General features: G+C 65.0%; 20 protein-coding genes. 13 read left to right on the forward strand and 7 right to left on the reverse strand.

Annotated features, from left to right (window positions below; all coding sequences use genetic code 11):
* Window positions 1–93: 93 nt before the first annotated feature.
* Complete coding sequence (nadA, locus tag IZU87_RS06275) at window positions 94–1152, forward strand: quinolinate synthase NadA (protein ID WP_213114061.1); 1059 nt, start codon at window positions 94–96, stop codon at window positions 1150–1152.
* Between the two features lie 110 nt (window positions 1153–1262).
* Here nadA and IZU87_RS06280 read toward each other — a convergent pair whose 3' ends face one another.
* The gene (locus IZU87_RS06280) at window positions 1263–2765 is read right to left on the reverse strand and encodes a M48 family metalloprotease (protein ID WP_213114025.1); all 1503 of its coding nucleotides are present in this window, start codon (window positions 2763–2765) and stop codon (window positions 1263–1265) included.
* Between the two features lie 255 nt (window positions 2766–3020).
* On the opposite strand from IZU87_RS06280, the gene IZU87_RS06285 reads away from it, so the two are divergent.
* Both IZU87_RS06285 and IZU87_RS06290 read left to right on the forward strand, forming a co-directional pair.
* Window positions 3021–3287, forward strand: a complete 267-nt coding sequence (locus tag IZU87_RS06285; RefSeq protein WP_043336423.1) for a sulfurtransferase TusA family protein — start codon at window positions 3021–3023, stop codon at window positions 3285–3287.
* Window positions 3284–4375, forward strand: a complete 1092-nt coding sequence (locus IZU87_RS06290; protein WP_213114026.1) for an AI-2E family transporter — start codon at window positions 3284–3286, stop codon at window positions 4373–4375. The genes IZU87_RS06285 and IZU87_RS06290 overlap by 4 nt, the downstream gene beginning before the upstream one ends.
* A 135-nt stretch (window positions 4376–4510) precedes the next feature.
* Here IZU87_RS06290 and IZU87_RS06295 read toward each other — a convergent pair whose 3' ends face one another.
* Window positions 4511–4987, reverse strand: coding sequence for a peroxiredoxin (locus tag IZU87_RS06295; protein WP_054556838.1), 477 nt, complete (start codon window positions 4985–4987; stop codon window positions 4511–4513).
* 447 nt (window positions 4988–5434) lie between these two features.
* Between IZU87_RS06295 and dapA the strand changes: the two genes are divergently transcribed.
* The 4 genes from dapA to purC all read left to right on the forward strand — a co-directional run bounded on the left by dapA (window position 5435) and on the right by purC (window position 9094).
* On the forward strand, window positions 5435–6319 hold the full coding sequence (gene dapA, locus IZU87_RS06300; RefSeq protein WP_043336386.1) for a 4-hydroxy-tetrahydrodipicolinate synthase: 885 nt from the start codon (window positions 5435–5437) through the stop codon (window positions 6317–6319).
* Entirely contained in the window at window positions 6319–7257 is a 939-nt protein-coding gene (locus tag IZU87_RS06305) for a hypothetical protein (protein ID WP_054556839.1), read from the forward strand. The genes dapA and IZU87_RS06305 overlap by 1 nt, the downstream gene beginning before the upstream one ends.
* 143 nt (window positions 7258–7400) lie before the next feature.
* Window positions 7401–8183, forward strand: coding sequence for an MBL fold metallo-hydrolase (locus IZU87_RS06310; protein ID WP_213114027.1), 783 nt, complete (start codon window positions 7401–7403; stop codon window positions 8181–8183).
* Between the two features lie 194 nt (window positions 8184–8377).
* The gene (gene purC / locus IZU87_RS06315) at window positions 8378–9094 is read left to right on the forward strand and encodes a phosphoribosylaminoimidazolesuccinocarboxamide synthase (RefSeq protein ID WP_043333774.1); all 717 of its coding nucleotides are present in this window, start codon (window positions 8378–8380) and stop codon (window positions 9092–9094) included.
* A 163-nt stretch (window positions 9095–9257) separates the two neighbouring features.
* Here the strand turns inward: purC and IZU87_RS06320 are convergent, their stop codons facing one another.
* Both IZU87_RS06320 and tsaA read right to left on the reverse strand, forming a co-directional pair.
* The gene (locus tag IZU87_RS06320; RefSeq protein ID WP_043333775.1) at window positions 9258–9836 is read right to left on the reverse strand and encodes an NADPH-dependent FMN reductase; all 579 of its coding nucleotides are present in this window, start codon (window positions 9834–9836) and stop codon (window positions 9258–9260) included.
* A gap of 187 nt (window positions 9837–10023) precedes the next feature.
* Window positions 10024–10764, reverse strand: a complete 741-nt coding sequence (tsaA, locus tag IZU87_RS06325) for a tRNA (N6-threonylcarbamoyladenosine(37)-N6)-methyltransferase TrmO (protein WP_213114062.1) — start codon at window positions 10762–10764, stop codon at window positions 10024–10026.
* 359 nt (window positions 10765–11123) lie between these two features.
* Between tsaA and IZU87_RS06330 the strand changes: the two genes are divergently transcribed.
* The 4 genes from IZU87_RS06330 to IZU87_RS06345 all read left to right on the forward strand — a co-directional run bounded on the left by IZU87_RS06330 (window position 11124) and on the right by IZU87_RS06345 (window position 13675).
* A complete protein-coding gene (locus IZU87_RS06330; RefSeq protein ID WP_175089099.1) occupies window positions 11124–11789 on the forward strand; it encodes a methylthioribulose 1-phosphate dehydratase in 666 nt (221 codons plus the stop codon).
* Window positions 11786–12382 (forward strand): 1,2-dihydroxy-3-keto-5-methylthiopentene dioxygenase, encoded by a 597-nt coding sequence (locus IZU87_RS06335; RefSeq protein WP_052384566.1) that lies wholly within the window; start codon window positions 11786–11788, stop codon window positions 12380–12382. The genes IZU87_RS06330 and IZU87_RS06335 overlap by 4 nt, the downstream gene beginning before the upstream one ends.
* Window positions 12379–13059 carry an acireductone synthase gene (gene mtnC, locus IZU87_RS06340; protein ID WP_107335985.1) on the forward strand — a complete coding sequence of 227 codons (681 nt, stop codon included), beginning with the start codon at window positions 12379–12381 and terminating at the stop codon, window positions 13057–13059. Before IZU87_RS06335 ends, mtnC begins: the two co-directional genes overlap by 4 nt.
* A 94-nt stretch (window positions 13060–13153) precedes the next feature.
* On the forward strand, window positions 13154–13675 hold the full coding sequence (locus IZU87_RS06345; RefSeq protein ID WP_249330467.1) for a GNAT family N-acetyltransferase: 522 nt from the start codon (window positions 13154–13156) through the stop codon (window positions 13673–13675).
* 139 nt (window positions 13676–13814) lie between these two features.
* Here the strand turns inward: IZU87_RS06345 and IZU87_RS06350 are convergent, their stop codons facing one another.
* The 3 genes from IZU87_RS06350 to nadC form a co-directional block, all read right to left on the reverse strand.
* Window positions 13815–14609 (reverse strand): SDR family NAD(P)-dependent oxidoreductase, encoded by a 795-nt coding sequence (locus IZU87_RS06350; RefSeq protein WP_213114029.1) that lies wholly within the window; start codon window positions 14607–14609, stop codon window positions 13815–13817.
* 134 nt (window positions 14610–14743) lie between these two features.
* A complete protein-coding gene (locus tag IZU87_RS06355; protein WP_213114030.1) occupies window positions 14744–15403 on the reverse strand; it encodes a class I SAM-dependent methyltransferase in 660 nt (219 codons plus the stop codon).
* A gap of 110 nt (window positions 15404–15513) precedes the next feature.
* The gene (gene nadC, locus IZU87_RS06360) at window positions 15514–16377 is read right to left on the reverse strand and encodes a carboxylating nicotinate-nucleotide diphosphorylase (protein WP_054556845.1); all 864 of its coding nucleotides are present in this window, start codon (window positions 16375–16377) and stop codon (window positions 15514–15516) included.
* Between the two features lie 177 nt (window positions 16378–16554).
* Between nadC and ampD the strand changes: the two genes are divergently transcribed.
* Both ampD and aceE read left to right on the forward strand, forming a co-directional pair.
* Window positions 16555–17166, forward strand: coding sequence for a 1,6-anhydro-N-acetylmuramyl-L-alanine amidase AmpD (ampD, locus tag IZU87_RS06365; RefSeq protein ID WP_052384569.1), 612 nt, complete (start codon window positions 16555–16557; stop codon window positions 17164–17166).
* Window positions 17167–17614: 448 nt separating this feature from the next.
* On the forward strand, window positions 17615–20290 hold the full coding sequence (aceE, locus tag IZU87_RS06370) for a pyruvate dehydrogenase (acetyl-transferring), homodimeric type (RefSeq protein ID WP_213114031.1): 2676 nt from the start codon (window positions 17615–17617) through the stop codon (window positions 20288–20290).
* Window positions 20291–20301 lie beyond the last annotated feature (11 nt).

Raw genomic sequence — 20301 nt, forward strand, 5'->3', positions numbered from 1 at the left:
GCCGTTCGTGTCCGGGCCGAGTCCTGACCCACTCAGCACAGGGGGAGCCCCTGTGGGCTAGGTGAGAGACACATGAACAGCCTGACTAATGCCATGCCGGGTCGTGAGGCCCACAATGCCGTCCGTGAGCAGGTGCGCGAGCATCTGGCCCGCGCTTACTGCCCGACACGCCCCGCCGCCGAAGATGCCGCGCTGATCGACGAGATCAAGCAGCTGCTCATCGAGCGTGATGCCGCACTGGTCGCGCATTACTACTGTGACGACGCCATCCAGCAGCTGGCCGAGGAAACCGGCGGCTGCGTCGCCGACTCGCTCGAGATGGCACGTTTCGGCGCCCGCCATGACGCCTCGACGCTGATCGTCGCCGGCGTGCGCTTCATGGGCGAGACCTCCAAGATCCTGTCGCCGGAGAAGCGTGTGCTGATGCCGACGCTGGAGGCGACCTGCTCGCTGGACCTCGGCTGCCCGGAAGACGAGTTCGCGGCCTTCTGTGATGCCCATCCCGACCGCACCGTGGTGGTGTACGCCAATACCTCGGCGGCCGTGAAGGCGCGCGCCGACTGGGTGGTGACCTCCTCGATCGCCGTCGATGTCATCGAGCACCTGCACGCCCGGGGTGAGAAGCTGATCTGGGCGCCGGACAAGCATCTGGGCGCCTACGTGCAGAAGCAGACCGGTGCCGACATGCTGCTGTGGGACGGTGCCTGCATCGTCCACGACGAGTTCCGCGCCCAGGGCATCAGTGACCTGCTCAAGGTCTACCCGGACGCCGCGGTGCTGGTGCACCCGGAATCACCGCAGTCGGTGGTCGAGCTGGCCGATGTGGTCGGTTCCACCTCGCAGCTGATCAAGGCTGCCGTCGAGCTCGACAATCAGCAGCTGATCGTCGCGACCGATCGTGGCATCTTCTTCAAGATGCAGCAGGCCGCGCCGCACAAGCAGCTGTACGAGGCGCCGACCGCCGGCAATGGCGCGACCTGCAAGAGCTGTGCGCACTGCCCGTGGATGGCGATGAACGGCCTGGAGAATCTGGCCGCCGTGCTGCGTCGCGATCCGTCGGAAGCCAATGCCGAGGAAGTCTTCGTCGATGATGGCCTGCGTGAGCGCGCCCTGAAGCCGTTGACGCGGATGCTGGAATTCAATCGCGGCTGAGCGCTGACGCTGATCGCCACCGATTGCTGCCTGCATGAACCAGAACCGCCGCTCCCGATTCCCCGGGGCGGCGGTTTTTGTTTGCCTGGTGCTGCGAGAGGGAGCGTGCCTCAGAACTCCTCGATGGCGTTGCGATAGCGCTTGAAGTCTTCCCGGCGTGAACTGATACGGTTGGCCATGCTGAAGTCGCCGTTCTTGCGCGCGGCCTCGTCGGCCAGCTTGAGCTGAGCGAAGGCCTTGTCCATGCGGCCCTCCAGCTGGTCGAATTCGGCGCGATACAGGAAGGCCTCGGCGGTGTGGCCGCTGCGCCCACTGGCTTCGGAGGCCAGACTCCAGACCTTGGGGTCATCGGGATGATCGCGGCGCATGTCCTCCAGCTGCTGGCGCGCGGCGGCGGGGTCCTGTTGCAGCGCGACTTCCGCCATGGCCAGTCGGGTCGGCAGGTAGTCGGGTTGCAGGCGCAGCAGGCGTCTGGCGCGGCGGGTCGCCTCCTCATAACGCCGGGCATCCCGCGCGACCTCGACCGCACTGGCGCTGATCAGGGTCAGGTCAGGATGCTTGTCATGCAGGCGATCCAGCGCGGCCAGCGCCTTGTCGACCTGGTTGTGCTCCGCCGCGGCCAGCGCCTGATAGTAGGCAATCGCGTCGGGGTCGGGGTTGTCTTCGCGCAGTGTCGTCAGCCCCTGCTCGGGCTGGCGCAGGTTGAGCGCCAGCAAGGCGCGGGCACGGATCATCGCGTAGGCGAGCTGCGCGAGCGGGTCGGGTGTCACCTTCTGCATGGCGTCGGCACGCGCCTGGGTGTCGCCGATGCGCGCCTCGGTCACCGGGTGCGTGAGCAGAAATTCCGGTGCGTTGCCGCCCTGCAGGCTGGCCATGCGTTGCATGGCGCGGAACATGCGCGGCATGGCGTCGGGGTCGAAGCCGGCGCGTGACAGCGCATCGATGCCGACGCGGTCGGCCTCCTGCTCGAAGCGGCGTGAATAGGCCAGCTGATCGGAAATGGCAGCGGCCTGGGTGCCGGCCATGGTCGCGATGCCCGCTGAGCCGCCACCACCCGCCGCGATCACCATGCCGGCGAGGAAGCCGGCCAGCGTCGGCAGGCGTGTCTCGGCCTGGCGCTCCATGTTGCGCGCGAAGTGATGCTGGGAGAGGTGGCCCAGTTCGTGGGCGAGTACCGAGGCGAAGGCGTCGCGGTCCGGCGCGAAGGCGAACAGGCCCGTATTGACGCCGACCACGCCGCCGGGCACGGCGAAGGCATTCAGCTGGCTGCTGGCGACCAGCGTGATGATGAAATTGCGGTCATCCAGCTCGCTCCACGGCGCCAGTTGACGCACGATGCTACCGATCCAGTCCAGAGTGATGGGATCATCCCATTCACGCACATGGGCGCGGAACTGACGCAGCCAGGCGCGACCGATACGATATTCATCGTTGCTGGAGATGCCGCCACTCGCACTCCCCAGGTCCGGCAGTCCATAGTCGTTGTGGGATGCGGCCGGCGCACTGGCGACCGGCGCGCCCATCAGCAACAGGCCGAGCAGGGCGCTCGACAGGGTGGCAAGCCCGCGGCGTCCGATGCGGACGCGTCCGCTCAAGGGGGGCAGCAACGACATGCAGGCAATCCTCTTCGATATGGCGCAAGGTGCGGTCGGCTCGCAGGATTGCCGGGCGCCGCACTGGCGTTGACGGCCCTGCGCGAGTCCGGGCAAGACGCAGCCGCGCAGGGCGGAAAGTTGCTTTGTCAGGCAAGGTGCCCTTAAATCGGGGCGTTTTCAAGCTGCACCCTCCATGGTGTGCGGCAGAACATCATAACGAGAACGGAAGGGCAGATGGCATTCGAACGACCTGGCGCTGAGACTGCGAATCCGATGGCTGACTCCACGGCCGATACCCACCTGCAGACGCTGGATGCGCGCGGCCTGCACTGTCCGTTGCCGCTGCTGCGCACCAAGCTCAAACTGGCTGGCATGAGTGCCGGCGAGCAACTCGAGGTCCTCGCCAGCGACGCCGGCGCCTGGGGCGACATCCCTGCCTATCTGGCGCTGAGCGATCACGCGCTGGTCTCGCGTGAAGAGACGCCAGAGGGCGATTATCGCTTCGTGATCAAGGCGCTGTGCGAGGAAGATCCGTCATGACCATGAAGACGTTGTTGCGTGGCTGGATCGAGCGCTATTTCTCCGACGAAGAAGCGGTGGTGCTGTTTCTGGTGCTGGTGCTGGTGTTCGCCGCCGTCATTCTGCTCGGCAGCATGCTGGCGCCATTCTTCACCGCCCTGATCGTCGCCTTCCTGCTGCAGAGCGGCGTCAGCTGGATGGAGCGCCGTGGCCTGCCGCGCCTGGCGGCGGTCAGCCTGATGACGCTGGTGTTCATGGGCATCATGCTGGCCAGTGCGCTGCTCCTGCTGCCGCTGGTCTGGCATCAGCTGGCCAACCTGATCCAGGAGATTCCCGGCATGTTCGCCTCCGGGCAGCGCTGGCTGGGCGAGTTGCAGGAGCGCTTCCCCGGCCTGATCACGCCGGAGCAGGTCCAGCAGTGGGTCGGCGCCGCCGGACGTGAGCTGACCCAGTTCGGGCAGCGCGCGGTATCGCTGTCGCTGGCGTCGCTGGGCAACCTGATGGGCGTGGTGATCTACCTGGTGCTGGTGCCGATCCTGGTGTTCTTCATGCTCAAGGACCGCGAGCGGCTGGTGGACTTCACGCTGGCGCTACTGCCGCGCAAGCGTCTGCTGATGAGCCGGGTCTGGAACGAGATGGATGACCAGATCGCCAACTTCGTGCGCGGCAAGGTGATCGAGATCGTCATCGTCGGCGGCGTCAGCTACGTCACCTTCGTCGCCTTCGGGCTGCCGTATTCGGCGCTGCTGGCGATCGTGGTCGGCTTCTCGGTGCTGATTCCCTACATCGGCGCGGCAGGGGCGACCTTGCCGGTCGCCGCCGTCGCCGGTTTCCATTACGGGCTGGGCGACACCTTCATGTACGTGATGATCGCCTACGGCATCATCCAGGCGCTGGATGGCAACGTGCTGGTGCCGCTGCTGTTCTCGGAGGCGGTCAATCTGCATCCGGTGGCGATCATCCTCGCGGTGCTGTTCTTCGGCGGCATCTGGGGCTTCTGGGGGGTGTTCTTCGCCATCCCGCTGGCGACCCTGATGAAGTCGCTGCTCTACGCCTGGCCGCGCAGGGCGCGCGCCGAGGAGAATCGGGTCGCGGACAAGAGCGCCTGATCGAAAAAGCCCCGCCAATCGGCGGGGCTTTTTTCATGGCTGAGGCGGCTGGCGCACAGGCGCTCTCCGCTCAGCTGTTTCTCCACGAGCTGCTGTCACGCGGGCTGCTGCCACTCGAGCTGCTGCCATTCGAGACTAGCGGTCAGCGTTGAGCTCGCGGGCGGCTTCCAGCACTTCCTCGACATGGCCCTTGACCTTCACGCCACGCCATTCGCGCGCCAGATTGCCGTCGGCGTCGATCAGGAAGGTGGAGCGCACCACGCCGAGACTTTCCTTGCCCATGAATTTCTTCATGTGAATGACGTCAAAGATCTTGCACAGGGTCTCGTCCGGGTCGCTGATCAGCTCGAACGGGTAGCCCTGTTTCGCGCGGAAGTTCTCGTGGGTGCGCAGGCTGTCGCGGGAAACGCCGAGAATCACGGTGTTGGCCGCTTCGAATTCCTCGAGGTTGTCGCGAAAGTCACCGCCTTCGGTGGTGCAGCCCGGCGTGTGGTCCTTCGGGTAGAAATAGATGACGGCTTGCTTGCCCTTGAGGCTGGCCGGAGTGACTTCGGTGTCACTGGTGGCCTGGGCGGTAAAGTCGGGAATTGGCTGACCGAGGCTGACGCTCATCGTGCTCTCCTGGCGATGACTGACGGCCATGTGGCGGCTGACAGTGCTGAATGATGAAAAAAACCGGCAGTGATGGGCATCGCGCTTGCCCGCTTCTGCGGTGTGTCCTGCATTACACGCAGGGCGTCCTGACTTGTCAAAGACAGGGCAGAACTCTTGTGTTTCACCGTCTTGGCGACCGGCGCCATCGCGCCCATCCACCGTGCATCTGCCCCGTGGAAAGGCGAGGGAATCCACCGCTTTGCACAACCGGTGCAGATGGCGTCTGTACAGGCTTCGATGGTCTTTGTAACATCATCACCCTTGACGAGACTCGCGTGTCGGCGTGCCCACGCAATCAGAGTCCTGCGTCAACCAATTTATGTCAGATGTCTGTCCCCGAGATCCGTTGTTTCAACAGCGCAGGGACACGCCTGGCGCATCAGGCACCAGAGGAGAATTCGAGGGATGATCACAGGTAGCATTGTCGCACTGGCGACCCCGATGAAGGCCACCGGCGAGATCGACTGGGACGCCCTGCGCCAGCTGGTCGCCTTCCACCTCGAAAATGGCACCGATGCCATCGTCGCCGCCGGCACTACCGGCGAGCCGACCACCATGTCCTTCGCGGAGCACTTCGATGTCATCCGCTGTGTGGTCGAGACGGTCGCCGGCAAGATTCCGGTCATCGCCGGCACGGGCGCCAACGCCACCTCCGAAGCGGTCGAACTGGCTCGCTACGCCAAGGAAGTCGGTGCGGATTACTGCCTCTCCGTGGCGCCGTACTACAACAAGCCGACCCAGGAAGGGCTCTACCAGCACTTCAAGGCCGTCGCCGAGCAGGCCGGTATCCCGGTCATTCTCTACAACGTGCCGGGTCGTACCTGCTCCGATATCTACAACGAGACGGTCTTCCGCCTCGCCGAGCTCGACAACATCGTCGGCCTCAAGGATGCCACCGGCAACCTGGAGCGCGGTCAGGAACTGATCGACCGCCTCAAGGGCACTGACTTCGCGCTCTACTCCGGCGATGACCCCACGGCCTGTGACTTCATCCTGATGGGCGGCCACGGCGATATCTCCGTGACGGCCAACGTCGCGCCGCGCCTGATGCACGAGATGTGCGAAGCCGCCGTGGCCGGCGATGCCGAGCGCGCTCACCAGATCAACACGCGCCTGATGCCGCTGCACTCCGCGATGGGCGTCGAGTCCAACCCGATCCCGGTCAAGTTCGCCATGCATCGCATGGGCCTGTCGCCGGAGTCCGGCGTGCGTCTGCCGCTGACCTGGCTGTCCGAGCAGTATCACTCCACGGTCGAGGAAGCACTGCAACTGGCCGAGGTGCTCAACTGATGAGTCAGCGTTTCGTGCCACTGGCCCTGCTGACGGCGCTCGCGGTCGCAGGCTGTTCCAGTGATGGCTACTACTACGATCGCAACAGCGAGTATGCCGATGCCAGCATCGCGCCGCCGCTGGAGCTGCCGGACACGATCAATCGTGGTGATTACCAGGATTCCATGCCGGTGCCGCAGGCCAGCAGTGACTTCCTGGCCAGCGACGACTTCGAGGCACCGCGTCCCCAGCCGCTGGCGACCAGCGAGCAGGGCGGGCGTGAGTTCGTCGCCATGCGTCAGAGCGGCGATGCCCGCTGGCTGGCCGTGAACGCCGCGCCGGCAGCGGTATGGACACGTCTGCAGTCCTTCGTGCGCGACCAGGGCCTTGATGTGCAGAGCATCGATGCCGGCAAGGGCGAGATCACCACGGCCCAGGGCATCATCAGCGTCAGCCAGGGGCTGCGTGCCGATGCCTCCGAAGTGCGTTGTCAGCAGGGCGGCGATGTCGCCGGCAGCTGCCTGAACGCGCTGAGCGGCTATCTGGCCGCCTCTTCCGCCGATAGCGGCGTCTCGCTGGCGGCCCAGTCGCTCAGCCGTGATGACCGCGTGCGCCTGGAAGGCCGCGATGGCACTTGGCAGGTCGACCTGGCGCTGGATACCGAGCGCAGCTGGGCCGAGCTGCTCTATCAGCTGCAGAAGAACTTCAACACCGACTACCAGACGCTGACCGATCAGGACCGCTCGCGTGGCGAGTTCATGGTCGATTACATCCCGCGTGAAGAGCGTGATGGCGGCTGGTTGGGTATCGGCGGCGATGGTGACCCGGTGCCGATGGTACTCAAGCTGCGCGCCGAGAATGACCATACCCTGGTCACGGCGACCCGTGCCGATGGTGAAGAGACCACGCCGGCACTGGCGCGTGAGCTGCTCGACGCCGTGGCGTCGACACTGCGCTGAGCATGTGGCTCGACACGCCTTGCGCCGCCTCATCTGACGACTCGTCGGGTGAGGCGGCTGCGTCGTTTCAGATCCCCCTCCCGGTGGCAGGCAGTGGGGCGCTGACGGCCGCCCGTAGGCCGAGTGGCGACGCTCAGGGCGTGATGGCGATGGCTTCGCTGGGCAGCGGCAGCAAGGGCAACGGCACGCTGATCCGCACTCGCGAGGCACTGGTACTGGTCGATTGCGGCTTCACCCTCAAGGAGACCGAGGCCCGCCTGGCGCGCCTCGGCGTGCACCCTTCGCAGCTGGACGCCGTGCTGGTCACGCATGAACATGGTGATCACCTGAGCGGCGTGGGGCCGCTGGCGCGTCGCCACGCTGTGCCGGTGCATCTGACCACCGGCACCTGGCTTGCCGGGCGTGCCAAGAAGCTCGGCGCGCTGCCGAGTCGCCATCTGATCACGCCGCAGCAGGAGTTCGCGATCAAGGATCTCGAGATTCTGCCGGTCACGGTGCCCCACGATGCGCGCGAGCCGGTGCAGTTCGTGTTCAATCGGCGCGGTGAGACGGCCACGCGTCGCCTCGGCGTGCTGACCGATCTCGGTCACGTCAGTGAGCATGTGCTGCAGTGCTTTGCCGATTGCGATGCGCTGGTGATGGAGTTCAACCACGATCCGCAGATGCTGGCCAGCGGGCCGTATCCGCCCAGCCTCAAGCGGCGGGTCGGGGGGCGGCTCGGTCACCTGGCCAATGCCCAGGCGTGTGCCGCCTTGCCCTATCTGGGGCTGGCGCGCCTGCAGCGGCTGGTGGCCTCGCACCTGTCGGAGAGCAACAACCATCCGTCATTGGCCCGGGAGGCACTGGCCCCCTGGCTTGCGGATGACGATAGTCGCCTGATCATCGCCGCGCAGGACAGCGGCTTTGGCTGGCAGGCCATCGCCTGATATTCATGACGCCCGGTCGCTTCGCGATCGGGCGTTTGTGATTCTGGATGAGCTGACCAGATGGACAGCTCTCGAATCACGCCATACACCAACGCCACAGTCCTTCTCGACTGGGCGTGACAGACTCAAGCGTGATCGATTCATCGTCGACCGCCTCAACACTCGACGCGTCTAGCGTCATCAGGGGGAATCTCATGGAAAAGCGTGAAGAGCTCTACGCTGGCAAGGCCAAATCCGTCTTCGTCACTGACGACCCGGATCTTCTGCTGCTGGAATTCCGCGACGACACCAGCGCCTTCGATGGCAAGCGTATCGAGCAGCTGGATCGCAAGGGCATGGTCAACAACAAGTTCAATGCCTTCATCATGGAGAAACTCAAGGCGGCCGGTATCCCGACCCACTTCGAGCGTCTGGTCAGCGACAACGAATGTCTGGTCAAGCGTCTCGACATGATGGCGGTGGAGTGCGTGGTGCGTAACATCTCCGCCGGTTCACTGGTGCGTCGTCTGGGGGTCGAGGAAGGCATCGAGCTCAATCCGCCGACCTTCGAGCTGTTCCTCAAGAACGACGAGAAGGGCGACCCGATGATCAACGAGTCGCTGGTCGAGACCTTCGGCTGGGCAGAGCCCAAGCACCTGGCACGCGCCAAGGAACTGACCTTCCAGGTCAACGACATCCTCAAGCAGCTGTTCCTCGACGGCGGCATCCTGCTGGTCGACTACAAGCTCGAGTTCGGTGTCTTCAAGGGTGAGGTCGTGCTGGGTGACGAATTCTCGCCGGACGGCTGCCGTCTGTGGGATGCCGAGACGCGCGAGAAGCTCGACAAGGACCGCTTCCGTCAGGGCCTGGGCGGCGTGATTGAAGCCTACGAGGAAGTCGGTCGCCGTATCGGTATCGATTTCTCGGCCTGAGCCTGAGCTTGGGTGACGCACTGGGGCCTTGAGGCTCTGACGTCACGTAGACAGCGCATCAAGGAACGGCCCCCTGCCAGTGGCAGGGGGCCGTTCTTGTTTGGCAGGCGCCAAGCCAAGTGTCTGGCCGGGAACGCAGCTGTGAGGAAAGAGGCGTGGCGCTTCAGGAGGCGCGCAGGCTGGCCAGGTCGATCACCTGGCGGGCGACAGCCGCGAGAGCGTGGTCCTGGCCTTCGTCATCCAGGCTGCCATCCTCGTGGAAGGCGCTGGCGGCACGCGAGACCGCGATCTGCTGGGGCGCGACCAGCATGCCGAGGTTGTTCAGGTACAGGCGCACGAAGGGCAACGCGCGCATGCCGCCCATGGCGCCGGGGGAGGCCGAGACGATGCCGACCGGCATGCCGCGCAGGGCGTCCATGCCGCTCTGGCCATCCGCCGCCGGGCGTGACAGCCAGTCGAAGGTGTTCTTGAGCAGCGGGCTGAAGAAGCCGTTGTATTCCGGCGTCGCCAGCAGAAGCCCCTGATGGCTGGCCAGCATCTCCTGCAGGCGGTCGGCGCTGGCGGGACGGCCATTGGCCTCTTCGCTGTCGCCATCGTAGAGCGGCATCGGGAAGTCGTTGAGGTCGAGCAGACTGACCTCGGCACCTTCCTGCCGGGCGTGGTGTGCCAGGCGCTCGATCAGGCGTCGATTGACGGAGGCCTTGCGGGTACTGGCGGCAAAGGCAAGCAGACGGATACTCATGCGGCGGACTCCCGGTGAAACGAGTGGAGATGAAGGAACGCACGCCAAGTATGGTCAGGTCTCGTGACGGTTTGCCAATCCAATCTGGCATTGTCTTGATCTGGCGCGCGCAATCCTTCGATCCGCTCCATGCAAGGCGTGGGCCCCCACTGGACAAGGCGCTGCTCTGACCCGCGCAGGGGTTTGATCAGACGGCCACGATGGCCGCGACCTCCATCGTCAAGGAGCCATCGGGTTGCGTGCGGGCCGTGAAGCGCACATCCACGTCCACCAGCCGCACGCCATACTGGCGCTTGCCATCGGCGGGCCTGGCGGCGTGATAGGCGGGGCGCGGGTCCTGGGCGAGCACTTCCTCGATCAGTGCGCGCAGCGTGGCGCTGTCGGCCCGGGCCGCCAGTGTCTGCTCGGCCTGTGAGCTGAAGACGACGGCGTGACGCGGCGGTGGCGCAGGCGCATAGCCGGCACGCGCCTCGGGCACCGCATCGACCCACGGCAGATACGGCTTGATGTCCATCACCGGCGTGCCATCGAGCAGGTCGTGGCCGCGCAGCAGCAGGCGCACGCCGTTGCGCTTGCCCGACTGCCCGCCATCCGGCGTGGCGTTGGCCGCCGTCTCGACGCCTGCCAGTTCGACCACCGACTGCCCCAGTCGGTTGGGACGGTGGGTGCTGCGCGAGGCGAAGACGCCGATGCGCGCGTTGCCCCCCAGGCGCGGCGGGCGGATCAAGGGCGTCCAGCGTGTGGGGCTGGCGTGGAACAGGAAGTGGATCCACAGATGGCTGAAGCCCTCGATGTCGCGCACGCAGTCCGGGTCATCGAAGGGTGGCAGCAGGTGCAGGATGGCGGTGGCGTGGCGCGCCAGCCCCGGCTGGCGGGGAATGCCGAACTTGTCCGGGTAGCAGCTTTCGATGATGCCCACAGGCTGCATGGCCTGTTGCCCCAGCGCCGCGGCCTGCTCACGCAGATGTGGGGGCAGCAGCGGCAGGCGCCTGGCCAGTGCGGCGTCGCTCATCGGGCGCTCGGTCGTGTCGGCGGTCGGGTGGGGGCTGGCGGGCTGATCGGAAGAGGACATGGCTAGACCGTGGCAGAGGCTGAAGTGATGATGGCGCAGAATGTCGCGTGACATTCCAGGTCGCCATGATGCCATGCTCGTCGTCGCACGGCATGACTGGTCTCACTGGGTCGGCTTGTGTAGTCTGCCGCGAGAGCAGCGCCGCGTGGCGCTGAATCGTGATGCTGGCGACGGGGCGTGAATGCCCCGCGCGACTCTTGAGGGCAACTTTGATCATGTCAGACCCTATCGCCATTGCCGCTGCCGACGGCCTGCCGTCGACACTGGACCTCGACCGCCTTGCACTGGCGAGCCAACAGTTGATCGAGGCCGGTCAGGCGCTGGACGCTGCCGGGCAGGTGCCGGCCACCGGTGGCAACTTCTCCTGTCGTCTCAGTGATCGCCTGATGGCGGTCACCGCCTCGGGCTGCCACAAGGGCCGCCTGACCAGTGGCGACATTCTGGTCAGCGATTTTGCCGTCAGGCTGCAGGGCACTTCCCGCAAGGCCTCTGACGAGGCGCGACTGCATGGTCAGCTCTACGAAGACCTGCCCCACGCGCAGGCGATTCTGCATACCCACTCCAGGGCCGCCACCGTACTGTCGCTGTGCCATGAGGGTGACACCCTGAGCCTGGAGGGTTTCGAGCTCAACAAGGCGCTGGAAGGCGTCAAGAGTCATGAGACGGCGGTACGTCTGGCCGTCTTCGACAATACTCAGGATATCGAGGCGCTGGCGCTGGACGTGCGCGCCCGGCTGGCCGCCGATGCCGGTCTTCACGGCTACCTGATCCGCGGCCATGGCCTCTACACCTGGGCCAGCAGCATGACGGCCTGTCGCCGCCATGTCGAAGCGCTCGATTTCCTGATGGGTTGTGAACTGGAACTGAGGAGACAGCGATGAGCTTTCTGGCCATCTACGCCGAGCAGGACGCCTCGCGTCCGCAGTTGATCACCAATGATGGCGCGCAGATCGCCAGCGAACTCGAGGCCGAAGGCATTCGCTTCGAGCGCTGGACGGCGGGCTGCGAGATGAGTGATCCCACCGACCAGACCCAGGTGCTGGCGGCCTACGCCGACGATGTCGCGCGTCTCAAGTCCGAGAACGGCTTCGTCACCGCCGACGTGATCGGCCTGACGCCGGATCACCCTGACCGCGACGCCCTGCGCGGCAAGTTCCTCGATGAGCACCGCCACGCGGAGCATGAGGTGCGCTTCTTCGTGCGCGGCAGCGGCATCTTCTACCTGCATCTGGGCGAGCGCGTGCTGGCGGTCGGTTGCGAGAAGGATGACCTGATCGCCGTACCGGCCGGCACGCCGCACTGGTTCGACATGGGGCCGACGCCGGACTTCACCGCCATCCGCCTGTTCACCAATCCGGAAGGCTGGATCGCCAACTTCACCGACAATGACATCGCCGCCCGCTTCCCGCGTCATGAAGCGTTGGCCGAGCACTTTACCCAGACCGCAGCCCCGCATTCCCAGGAGTCCGCATGATTCGCGCCATCGTCACCGACATCGAGGGCACGACCGGCTCGATTCGCTTCGTGCATCAGGTGCTGTTCCCCTATGCGCGCGCCAATCTGGGCGATTTCGTGCGTGCCAACGCCGAGCGTGAGGATGTCGCCGAGCAGCTGGCCGCCACCCGCGAGCTGGCCGAGGCGCCGAAGGCCGATCTCGAGGCCGTGATCGCCATTCTGGAAGGCTGGATCGATGCCGACCGCAAGGCCACACCGCTCAAGGCGCTGCAGGGCATGGTCTGGGCACAGGGCTACGCGGACGGCGACTTCACCGGCCATGTCTATCCCGATGCCGTGAAGGGATTGCGTGACTGGAAGGAACGCGGACTGTCCTTGTATGTCTACTCTTCAGGCTCCATCCAGGCCCAGAAGCTGCTGTTCGGGCATTCCGATGTCGGCGATCTGACTCCGCTGTTTGCCGGCTACTTCGACACCACCACGGGCCCCAAGCAGGAAGCCGAGAGCTATCGCCGCATCGCCGGTCAGCTGGGTATTCCGGGCGCGGAGATCCTGTTCCTGTCGGATGTCGTCGCCGAGCTGGACGCCGCCGCTGCCGCCGGCTTCCATACCTGGCAGCTGGTGCGGGAGCCGGACATGGTCACGGGAGATCACCCCCGGGCCAGCCGCTTCGATGAGGTGTCCTTCAGCGGCTGAGCAGGACGCTTCAGTGACAGGTGTCAGCCGTGAAGCCTGTCAGGTTTTCCATGAATACATCGTCCTCGTTCGAGGACACAAGGAGGACGAACGATTGCACAGCCAGACCGATAGCCGTGAAGTGGCCAGGGAGCGTGTTCATATCGTGGCGGCGCAGCCGCAGCATGCCGCGGATCAGGCCGAGGTGTTCTACCAGGCCGTCATGCAGGGCGCTGCCGGCCACTATGATCTGGCGCAGCGCCAGCAGTGGGCCGCGCGTGTCCCGCGCGACGCCGAACGCTGGGCCGCGCGTCAGCATCGCTTCGAGGTGCTGGTGGCGGAGCGTGATGGCCGCTGCATCGGCTTCTGCGAGTACGCCCCCGAATGGCCGCTGGCGCGCATCGAGATGCTTTACGTCTATCCGAGTCTGATGGGGCAGGGCATCGGCAGCCAGTTGCTGGCGGCGGCCGAGCGCGACCTGCGTGAGCGCAAGGTGCGCGTGATGAGTCTGGAGGCCAGTCTGACGCTGTCGCCGGGTCTGGCCCGCCGTGGCTGGCACAGCCTGGGGCTTGAGCACGTCAAGCGCCATGGCATCTGTCTCAAGCGCGAGCGCTTCGAGAAACGCCTCGACGAGTGAAGCGCCCGGGCGACTGAAGCGCACAGCACTGTGATGCTGAACATGAAGACGCTCCCGCCGGTCATCCGGTGGGGGCGTCTTGCGTCTGGCATGGTGTCGCGTCTGGCATGGTGTCAGTCATGCCGCGTGATCAGATCGATCAGGCCATGGTGTCGACGATGCCGCCTTCCACGCGCAGTGCGGCGCCGGTGGTGGCGCTGGCCTGCTCGGAGGCAGCGTAGACGCTCATGTTGGCGACTTCTTCGGGGCTTGCCAGGCGCTGCAGGATGGAGGTCGGGCGGGCCTGCTTGACGAAGTCGGCCTCGACCTCCTCAAGCGTCCTGCCTTGCTCCTCGGCATTCTGCTTGAGCATCTCGAGCACGCCCTCGGAGCGGGTCGGCCCCGGCAGGATGGCGTTGACGGTCACTCGGGTGCCGGACAGCACCTTGGCGAGCCCGCGCGAGACGGACTGCACCGCGGATTTGGTCATGCCGTAGTGGACCATCTCGCTGGGGATGTTGAGCGCCGATTCGCTGGACAGGAACTGGATGCGGCCCCAGTCGCGCTCCCTCATGCCACGCGCATAGTGGCGGGACAGGCGCACCGCCGACATCACGTTGACCTGGAAGAACTGCTCCCAGGTGTCGTCGTCGGTGTCGAAGAAATCCTGCGGGGCGAAGATGCCGACATTGTTGATCAGGATATCGGTGTCCGGCACGGCGCGGATCAGCGTGTCGCAGCCTTCGCGTGTGCCCAGGTCCGCGGCCACGCCCTGTACCTCGCTGCCGGGCGCCTTGTCTCTGAGGCTGGCGACGGCCTCATCGACACGCACCTGGGTGCGGCCGGTCAAGGTGACGCTGGCGCCTGCGCGGGCAAGCCCTGTGGCGATGGCGAAGCCGATACCGGCAGTGGAACCACTGATGATGGCGCTGCGGCCGCGTAGATCAATCTGCATGCAAACCTCCTTGCAGGGAGCGACGGCGACGAGAGCCCAGGCGGGTGCCATGAGCCGTGTCGCTTTCGTCATCCGGGTGTTCTCATTGCGTGGCGATGCCGAACGCGCAATGCAAGGGGGAGCGGCAGTGCAGGTCAGATCTTGCGCAGATGCATGTGGCGCAACGCCCCGCCGGGGCCGAGGTCACGGTCCTCGAGTCGCTGCACCGCATGGCCCTCCAGCAGGTTGTCCAGCGGCACATTGAGGTTGGTCGCCACCAGCCGGGCCAGAGGATTGAGCAGACGACGCAGTCGCCCGGCCGGGCGATTGCCGCGCAGGCCCTTGTCGAGCAGCGACAGCTCGCCATCACTGGCCAGCACGCGCAGCGCTTCATCGAAGGCGCGCTGGGGCTGGGGCACCACGGCGATGATCAGGTGGGCGATGACGACATCGAAATAGCCATCGGGGAAGTCGAGCGCCATGGCGTCGCCCGGCTTGACGTTGGCATCGAAGCCCAGCGTCTCGGCGCGCTCGCGACAGCGGCGCAGCATGGCGGGGGAGGCGTCGATCACCTCGAGTTCGATGTCGCGGGGCAGGAAGGGCAGGTCGAGCCCGGTGCCACCGCCGAGCAGCAGCACGCGGGTGCCTGCCTGGATATCGAGAGTCGCGATGGCGTCGCGCCGCGCGGAGCGCAGGATGCGAGCGGCCACACGGTCATAGATCGGCGCGTAGAGACTCCAGCGGCGCGTCTGCCAGCCGCTGCCTGATGCCCGGGGGGCTTCAGGTGGCGGCTGATGAGGAGATGGCGGGGGCATGGGGCGCCTCCCTGGCGGCATGGCAATGTGTCGTGACAGATGGGCCGGCGTCAGCGGCGACCTCTGCAGGACAGGAGCTGGCCAGCAGGAAGGCATTCACCTGTCGTTGGCTAGCGGGTCTCGACAGTGTAGATGCGCATCGACAGGTCGATGGAGGTCACGTCCTTGGTCAGCGCGCCGATCGAGATGCAATCCACGCCGGTGGCGGCGATACCCGGCAGGGTCGCCTCGCTGACGTTGCCGGAGGCTTCCAGCACGGCCGGCTTGGCATGCGCCTTGTTGCGCGCCACGGCCTCGATGAGCTGATCGTTGTCGAAGTTGTCGAGCATGATGACGTCGGCACCGGCATCCAGCGCCTGGGCCAGCTCCTCGAAATTCTCGACTTCCACTTCGCAGGTGACGTCGGAGGCGATGTCGCGTGCCTCACGCACCGCTGCCGCGATGCTGCCACAGGCGGCGATATGGTTTTCCTTGATCAGGAAGGCGTCATAGAGGCCGATGCGATGATTGTGGCCACCGCCGCAGCTGACGGCGTACTTCTGGGCGACACGCATGCCCGGCAGGGTCTTGCGGGTGTCGAGCAGGCGTACGCCACTGCCCTCGACCAGTGAGGCATAGTGGCTGGCACGGGTCGCGGTGCCGGAGAGCGTCTGCAGCAGGTTGAGCGCCGCACGCTCGCCGGTCAGCAGCGAGCGTGCCGGGCCTTCCAGCTCCAGGAAGGGCGCGTCGGCCTCGAGGCGATCACCGTCGCTGGCCAGCCACTTGAGGCTGACGCGCGGATCGAGGCGCCGAAACAGCTCATCGACCCAGGGCACACCGCACAGGATGGCCGGTTCGCGACTGATCACGCGCGCCTTGGCCCACTGGCGCTCCGGAATCAATTCGGCGGTGATATCGCCACCGCCGACATCCTCGGCGAGCAGGCGGGCGGCGCTGGTACGGATATCCTCGGCGAGGGCGTCGTGGAAGTTCATGCGCGTCTGATCCTTGTACGAAGAGTGCTGCCGGAGCCGGAGCCGGGGTCTGTGCGTGTGCCGGGGCAGTGGCACAGACCCGTGGCTGCCGAGCATGCCATAATGTGCGCCATTATAGGAAAAGCCACGCGAGCGGTCAGTCCCCGCGTGCGACGACCTTCCCGTCTGGAGTCTTCGATGCCCCCCTTGTCCTCTTCCCCGCGGTCGGGCCACCTGACGCGTCTGGCGGTCACCCCCGAGCACTGGCTCGAGAGCGCCCGTCAGGTGCCGTCTCCCAATCACAATGCTCGTCCCGAGGGAGAAGTCTCGGCGCTGGTGCTGCATTCCATCAGCCTGCCGCCCGGACGCTTCGGCGGCCCGGCCATCGAGCAGCTGTTCACCAATCAGCTCGACCCTGGCGCCCACCCTTACTTTGCCGATATCCATCAGCTGCGCGTCTCGGCGCACGTGCTGATCCAGCGCGACGGTCGCCTGGTGCAGTTCGTGCCCTTCGATCGACGTGCCTGGCACGCCGGGCGCTCGCGCTGGCATGACGGTCAGCGTGAGCGTGTCGAGCTCAATGACTTCACCATCGGTATCGAACTCGAGGGCGATGAGGTGCATCCCTATCGCGATGTCCAATATCGCACCCTGGCACGCACCGTGGCCGGCCTGATGGCGAGCTATCCCGCGCTGACGCGCGAGCGCATCACCTCGCATGCGCGGATTGCGCCGTTGCGCAAGACGGATCCTGGCCCGGCCTTCGATTGGGCTTACTTCGATCGCCTGCTGGACGATATTCAGGACTAAGGTCGCAGGTGCCTCGCGATGGTGCATTGCAGCATTGCGTGGCGTCTCCAGGCAGGAAACGCCCAGTGGCGGGGCGCGTTGGTAGTTTTACTACATCACGGCTATCGAGGGCGGCTCAGTCTGGCGTATGAGTCCCGACCGCAAGGCGCATGAGGCCAGTGCTGCCGCGGGGCAGCCAAGCATTGCACCTGCCCGGTGAGTCTTGCTGCCCTGAATTGGCACGCGGGGGTGTTTGCGGTATCTTTCACGCCAAATGACTGCATCTTGTGCCCTGCTTTGGCGCAGGATGCGCGTCGAGATTGACGGCCGGCAAGACCCGGTCACGACAGGTCTATCGGAGATGCGGCCCACTCAGAAGGTCGTGCCCACACTGAAGAGCGCCACTGGTTTCGATATCGCTGTTCGTCGAAACGTTTGACAAAAAATTTCTTCACTCGGAGAGACGTCTATGAGTCTGGAGGCAAGAGAAGATCTCGATCCGATCGAAACCACGGAATGGTTGGACTCCCTGGAATCGGTTCTGGATCGTGAGGGTGAGGATCGTGCCCAGTACCTGATGTCACGCCTGGCCGACCGCCTGCGTCGTGATGGCCATCAGGTGCCCTTCTCGGTGACCACGCCCCATCGCAACAGTATCCCCGTGCACCGCGAAGCGCGCATGCCGGGTGACCTGTTCATGGAGCGTCGTATCCGTTCGCTTATCCGTTACAACGCCATCGCTCAGGTGATCCGCAACAACCGTGCCCACAAGGGCCTGGGCGGTCACATCTCGAGCTTCATGTCCAGTGCGACGCTTTACGACGTAGGCTTCAACCACTTCTTCCGTGCACCGGAAGGAGATTTCGAAGGCGATCTGCTTTACATCCAGGGTCACGTGGCGCCGGGCATCTACGCCCGTTCCTTCCTGGAAGGTCGTCTCAGCCAGGAGCAGATGGACAGCTTCCGTCAGGAAGTCGACGGCAACGGCCTGTCTTCCTATCCGCACCCGTGGCTGATGCCGGATTACTGGCAGTTCCCGACCGTCTCCATGGGTCTGGGCCCGATCCAGGCGATCTACCAGGCGCACGTCATGAAGTACCTCAACTCGCGTGAGTTGAAGTCCATGTACGACCGCAAGGTGTGGTGCTTCATGGGTGACGGCGAGTGTGACGAGCCGGAATCCCTGGGTGCCATCTCGCTGGCTGGCCGCGAGAACCTCGACAACCTGATCTTCGTCATCAACTGCAACCTGCAGCGTCTTGACGGTCCGGTGCGCGGCAACGGCCGCATCATGGACGAGCTGGAAGGCGTCTTCCGTGGTGCCGACTGGAACGTGCTCAAGGTCACCTGGGGTCGCTTCTGGGATCCGCTCTTCGAACAGGACAAGAAAGGCATCCTGCAGAAGCGCATGGACGAAGCGGTCGACGGCGACTACCAGAACTACAAGGCCAATGGCGGCGCGTACACGCGTGAGCACTTCTTCGGCAAGTACCCGGAGACGGCCGATCTGGTCAAGGACATGTCAGACGACGATATCTGGCGTCTGAACCGTGGTGGCCACGACCCGTACAAGGTCTACGCGGCGTATCACGAAGCGGTCAACAACGCCAATGGTCGTCCGACCGTCATCCTGGCGCACACCGTCAAGGGTTACGGCATGGGCATGGGCGATGGCGAAGCAGCCAACGAAGCCCACCAGGTCAAGACCATGGAACACGAAGCGCTGAAGACATTCCGCGATCGCTTCGGTATCCCGCTGACCGACGAGCAGCTCGAGGAAGTGCCGTACTACAAGCCGGCGGACGACAGCCCGGAAATGAAGTACATGCACCTCATGCGCGAACGTCTGAACGGCTACCTGCCGCAGCGTCGCACCGAGTATGAAACGCTGGAAATCCCGCCGCTGGACGACAAGATCTTCGCGTCCCAGCTCAAGGGCTCCAACGGCCGCGAAGTGTCCACCACCATGGCCTTCGTGCGCGTGCTCAACGGCCTGGTCAAGCACAAGACCCTCGGCGAGCGTGTCGTGCCGATCATTCCTGACGAAGCGCGTACCTTCGGCATGGAAGGCATGTTCCGTCAGCTGGGTATCTACACCGCGGCAGGCCAGAAGTACGAGCCGGTCGACAAGGGTCAGATCATGTATTACCGCGAGGACCAGAAAGGTCAGGTCCTCGAGGAAGGTATCTCCGAAGCAGGCGCCATGTCTGCGTGGGTGGCGGCGGCAACGTCCTACGCCAACCACAACCTGCCGCTGATGCCGTTCTACGTCTACTACTCGATGTTCGGCTTCCAGCGCATCGGTGACCTGGCGTGGGCCGCAGGCGACCTGCAGGCACGTGGCTTCATGGTCGGCGGTACTGCCGGTCGTACTACCCTGAACGGCGAAGGTCTGCAGCACCAGGATGGCCACAGCCATATCCTGGCCTCGACCATCCCGAACTGCCGCACCTACGACCCGACCTACGCTCACGAAGTGGCGGTCATCGTGCAGGACGGCATGAAGCGCATGTTCGAGCAGCACGAGCCGGTCTTCTACTACCTGGCGGTGATGAACGAGAACTACGAGCAGCCAGCACTCGAGACGGTGCCCGCAGAGGACATCATCAAGGGGATGTACCTGCTCAAGGAAGGCGGCAAGGACGGCAAGGCACGCGTTCAGCTGCTGGGTTCCGGCACCATCCTGCGTGAAGTCGAGGCAGCCGCCGAGATGCTCAAGCAGGACTACGGTGTCGACGCCGACATCTGGAGCGTCACCAGCTTCAACGAGCTGCGTCGTGAAGCGCTGGAACTGGATCGTCAGGCCTTCCTCAAGCCGGAAGAGACCCCGGCCAAGCCGCACATCACTCAGTGTCTGGAAGGACGTGACGGCCCGGTCGTGGCTGCCACTGACTACATGAAGCTGTTTGCTGACCAGGTTCGTGCCTGGGTGCCGGCTGACTATCACGTGCTCGGTACCGACGGTTTCGGTCGTTCCGATACCCGCGAGAAGCTGCGTCACTTCTTCGAAGTCGACCGCAACTTCGTCACCGTCCAGGCCCTGAAGGCGCTGGCGGATCGTGGTGAGATCGACCGCAAGGTGGTCGCGGAAGCGATCAAGACCTACGGCATCGACCCCAACAAGCCGAATCCGCTGAACGTCTGAGCGGAGATCGC

Source organism: Cobetia sp. MC34, assembly GCF_018340035.1.
Classification (GTDB): Bacteria; Pseudomonadota; Gammaproteobacteria; order Pseudomonadales; family Halomonadaceae; genus Cobetia; species Cobetia amphilecti.

Excerpts from the sequence above, each read along its gene's own strand:
- IZU87_RS06320 (WP_043333775.1), bottom strand. The coding sequence starts at position 9,836 with ATGAGTATCCGTCTGCTTGCCTTTGCCGCCAGTACCCGCAAGGCCTCC.
- IZU87_RS06335 (WP_052384566.1), top strand. The coding sequence starts at position 11,786 with ATGAGCTTTCTGGCCATCTACGCCGAGCAGGACGCCTCGCGTCCGCAG.
- purC (WP_043333774.1), top strand. The coding sequence starts at position 8,378 with ATGGAAAAGCGTGAAGAGCTCTACGCTGGCAAGGCCAAATCCGTCTTC.
- IZU87_RS06305 (WP_054556839.1), top strand. The coding sequence starts at position 6,319 with ATGAGTCAGCGTTTCGTGCCACTGGCCCTGCTGACGGCGCTCGCGGTC.
- mtnC (WP_107335985.1), top strand. The coding sequence starts at position 12,379 with ATGATTCGCGCCATCGTCACCGACATCGAGGGCACGACCGGCTCGATT.
- IZU87_RS06290 (WP_213114026.1), top strand. The coding sequence starts at position 3,284 with ATGACCATGAAGACGTTGTTGCGTGGCTGGATCGAGCGCTATTTCTCC.
- IZU87_RS06295 (WP_054556838.1), bottom strand. The coding sequence starts at position 4,987 with ATGAGCGTCAGCCTCGGTCAGCCAATTCCCGACTTTACCGCCCAGGCC.
- nadC (WP_054556845.1), bottom strand. The coding sequence starts at position 16,377 with ATGAACTTCCACGACGCCCTCGCCGAGGATATCCGTACCAGCGCCGCC.
- tsaA (WP_213114062.1), bottom strand. The coding sequence starts at position 10,764 with ATGCAGCCTGTGGGCATCATCGAAAGCTGCTACCCGGACAAGTTCGGC.
- IZU87_RS06355 (WP_213114030.1), bottom strand. The coding sequence starts at position 15,403 with ATGCCCCCGCCATCTCCTCATCAGCCGCCACCTGAAGCCCCCCGGGCA.
- IZU87_RS06330 (WP_175089099.1), top strand. The coding sequence starts at position 11,124 with ATGTCAGACCCTATCGCCATTGCCGCTGCCGACGGCCTGCCGTCGACA.
- IZU87_RS06310 (WP_213114027.1), top strand. The coding sequence starts at position 7,401 with ATGGCGATGGCTTCGCTGGGCAGCGGCAGCAAGGGCAACGGCACGCTG.
- ampD (WP_052384569.1), top strand. The coding sequence starts at position 16,555 with ATGCCCCCCTTGTCCTCTTCCCCGCGGTCGGGCCACCTGACGCGTCTG.
- IZU87_RS06280 (WP_213114025.1), bottom strand. The coding sequence starts at position 2,765 with ATGTCGTTGCTGCCCCCCTTGAGCGGACGCGTCCGCATCGGACGCCGC.
- dapA (WP_043336386.1), top strand. The coding sequence starts at position 5,435 with ATGATCACAGGTAGCATTGTCGCACTGGCGACCCCGATGAAGGCCACC.
- IZU87_RS06350 (WP_213114029.1), bottom strand. The coding sequence starts at position 14,609 with ATGCAGATTGATCTACGCGGCCGCAGCGCCATCATCAGTGGTTCCACT.
- IZU87_RS06285 (WP_043336423.1), top strand. The coding sequence starts at position 3,021 with ATGGCTGACTCCACGGCCGATACCCACCTGCAGACGCTGGATGCGCGC.
- nadA (WP_213114061.1), top strand. The coding sequence starts at position 94 with ATGCCGGGTCGTGAGGCCCACAATGCCGTCCGTGAGCAGGTGCGCGAG.
- aceE (WP_213114031.1), top strand. The coding sequence starts at position 17,615 with ATGAGTCTGGAGGCAAGAGAAGATCTCGATCCGATCGAAACCACGGAA.